The sequence below is a fragment of the Paenibacillus sp. Y660 genome, from assembly GCF_057221575.1.
On record NZ_JBXBBJ010000064.1, the window covers coordinates 1 to 2,737 of the forward strand.

General features: G+C 38.5%; 5 protein-coding genes. 1 reads left to right on the forward strand and 4 read right to left on the reverse strand.

Features of this window, described 5'->3' with window-relative positions; all coding sequences use genetic code 11:
- Positions 1-166 (forward strand): IS3 family transposase (locus AC2TDN_RS26340; protein WP_484690721.1); only part of this gene is annotated, 166 nt, incomplete at its 5' end.
- Positions 167-198: 32 nt separating this feature from the next.
- On the opposite strand, the gene AC2TDN_RS26345 is transcribed toward AC2TDN_RS26340, so the two are convergent.
- From AC2TDN_RS26345 to AC2TDN_RS26360, 4 genes are all read right to left on the reverse strand, one after another.
- Complete coding sequence (locus tag AC2TDN_RS26345; protein WP_484690717.1) at positions 199-366, reverse strand: hypothetical protein; 168 nt, start codon at positions 364-366, stop codon at positions 199-201.
- A gap of 27 nt (positions 367-393) precedes the next feature.
- Positions 394-1,023, reverse strand: a complete 630-nt coding sequence (locus AC2TDN_RS26350; protein WP_484690718.1) for a hypothetical protein — start codon at positions 1,021-1,023, stop codon at positions 394-396.
- Positions 1,024-1,533: 510 nt separating this feature from the next.
- Complete coding sequence (locus tag AC2TDN_RS26355) at positions 1,534-1,980, reverse strand: contact-dependent growth inhibition system immunity protein (protein WP_484690719.1); 447 nt, start codon at positions 1,978-1,980, stop codon at positions 1,534-1,536.
- Positions 1,981-2,202: 222 nt separating this feature from the next.
- Positions 2,203-2,517, reverse strand: a complete 315-nt coding sequence (locus AC2TDN_RS26360) for a hypothetical protein (protein WP_484690720.1) — start codon at positions 2,515-2,517, stop codon at positions 2,203-2,205.
- Positions 2,518-2,737 lie beyond the last annotated feature (220 nt).

The window sequence follows — 2,737 nt, forward strand, 5'->3', positions numbered from 1 at the left end:
ATTTCATAGTGTACTGAAAAAGGAACTGATTTACCTTAATAAGTACGAAACCCGAGAAGAAGCGAAGAAAAGCATCTTTGAATACATTGAGGTATTTTACAACAATGAACGCATTCATTCTTCAATCGGGTATCAAACGCCATCAGATTTCGAACGTATGTACTGAATCGAGTGGCGCAAGAAAAATATCTGTGTCTACTATCTTGACAAAAGTCCAACTCTGTCGATTCGGTCTTTTGCGCTTTCAAGTATCTCTTCGCCTGTCTTAATTGGATGGATTATCATATCGACTAGCCCTTGAATGGTTTTTTCTATTCCATGGCCAAATCCAACCGCAAAGGTACTTCCATATTCGTACTTCTCCATCGATCTCTCTTTATCCTTGTTGCCTTGCTATATCTCCTTAATTAATTTGAGCCGCTGTTCTTCCGTTAATCTTCCAAACGGCCCCTTCATTAGGCGTTCATAGACCTCTGGATCATCCCAATTCATAATATCATCATCTGATATGGAAGTACCGGGTTCATACGGCAACAGTTGCGCTGGCTTGTTCGCATAAGAGGACGCCCTCAGAGGAATACTGCTCGTTGATTTGGATCGTTCCATGTATTGCTCATACCACTGGACTGCCTTGCTTAATGCGATGGCCAGCATACCCGGCCTTTCTTTCAATCCCTCGTAGTCCAGTGCCGTCCATCCAACTGGCGAATTTGGATGCTTGATCTGTGCATGCCCGCGAACGTCCTCGGCCTGCTGTGCCAGTGTTCTCTCTAATCCGTTATGCTGTTCCTGCGCGCCGTGTATAAAGCGATTCAACTCGTGCAGCTTTCTATCCAGCTCCCGTAACCGTTGCGCTGTCCGATCCATTCTGGACCGAATGTTCCTTCGAGCTCCAATCGCAGAATCGACTTGATACATCGTCGATGGCAATCTGCTGTTTAATTGTGAGCACTTCTGTACGCCTTGATTCAGCTTTGGCTTAGAAGCCTCGACTGCATTCAGATCAATTCGAATTATAGACAAGGATTCCACCATCCTACTATTTGATAAAGTCGGAATTCTCTATCACCTAAGCGCCTCTTCGAATACTTCTTCCACTTCTTTGCTCTCATATGGCTTCATTCGGTTCAGCGAGCATGCCCGGATTTGCTTCAACCGGGGCAAGATAATCACCTTGAACAGCCTTTATTATCTATCTCTACCCTTATCGTTCACGGGAAAATGATTTTTCGTTGCATCAAAGCCAGTAACAATCATTTCACCTTGAATATACGACGATGTTCCTGTAATCTTCATTGTTAATCTCACTTTCAAAAAACAGGTCAATCATGGTGGTATCTGACCATAATCGACCTGTTCTATGTAACACTTCAGCGTTAATTAGGTTATACTTTTCGAGCATTACTGTACGTACAAACGAAATGGCTAAATCTTTATACGGGTATAACATGGGTTAAGTCTGTTATTGGTTGAATGATGGATTCATTCGGCACAGGGTAGCCCCACCACCAAAGAAAAAAATATTTACTACCATTAATGAATTTTATTTTTTATTAAATTGATATAGCCTTGATACGTTTCCTTCTGTTCATCGAACATCCAAACATCTGCTAAATCTATTAAGTCGTTCTTTTCAACACTTTCAATCATTCTATCTAATTTACTCTTATATGCTGAGAGCATTTCCGAACTAACAGATGATAACTTTTCCATCAATTCTATTGAATCAATATCAGCATAGAAAGGTGTATTCTGTTCATCAATCCTTTCAATAATTTCAAACGTCGCTAAATCTGTAAAAACATCCTGTCTAATACAACGAATCAAATCAAAGTTTGATAACTCACACAGGCATTTAGCTGTAATTTCCATATGCCACACAGGTAGTGACCTATCAGAAAACTGTATTGCATTTTGTATTACACCTTCATATTCTTCATTAGTCAAATACTCTTTTAATGTCTTTTTTCTATTAATCATATACATTACTCCAATCATTATTTAGGTGGATACACTCCGCCATGGGGGGCAAACATAACTTCAATTTTTTCCATTGTAGCGTTTACCTCATTCAACTTAGATGTGTAAAGTTGTCGAAGTTCAGTATCTAAATTAGGATTTTTAAGCATCCCTTCCCAACTTCTTTTTAAATCAACTAAACCACGATATGCATCAGAAACTTCTTGAGCATGATCCAGTATTCTATTTTCTCATTCTACTTACTTCTTCAAACCACTCATCGAAAACCTCACTTGCACTCTTTGATAAATTGGTGAATTTTAAATCATAAGAATAAGTAGCCTCTAATTTATTCTTAATCACATCATAGGTTAATTTCATTTCTGTCGGCATTTCACGATTATATTTTTCAAACAAATTAATTATTTTTAGCAGGTCTTCGTTTCCTATTCTTAGCACCGCGTACTGCCTTTCCTCAGAAACATCAATTTCACTATATATTTCATTAACTTTGTGCTTTTCAACAAAAACATCGTTAATCTTATAAAATACATCCATTCCATATTCGCCTAACTCGTGGTAGCAACAAATATAGATAACATCTGCCCGTTTATCAACGTACTCTAAACAGATTGACACGATATCAGATTGTAACTGTTTCCGCTAATCTAATATGACCGTCAGTTGACGGTTAAGATTGTCCAGACATTGACCGATATAATGACCATGTAAGTTAATCTAGGAAAGGAAAAGACGCCTCCATAAGTCGTGTTACTGC

What these genes read in the sequence shown, in the direction of transcription:
- AC2TDN_RS26345 (WP_484690717.1), bottom strand. Translation starts at nt 366, where the DNA reads ATGGAGAAGTACGAATATGGAAGTACCTTTGCGGTTGGATTTGGCCAT.
- AC2TDN_RS26355 (WP_484690719.1), bottom strand. Translation starts at nt 1,980, where the DNA reads ATGATTAATAGAAAAAAGACATTAAAAGAGTATTTGACTAATGAAGAA.
- AC2TDN_RS26360 (WP_484690720.1), bottom strand. Translation starts at nt 2,517, where the DNA reads ATGGATGTATTTTATAAGATTAACGATGTTTTTGTTGAAAAGCACAAA.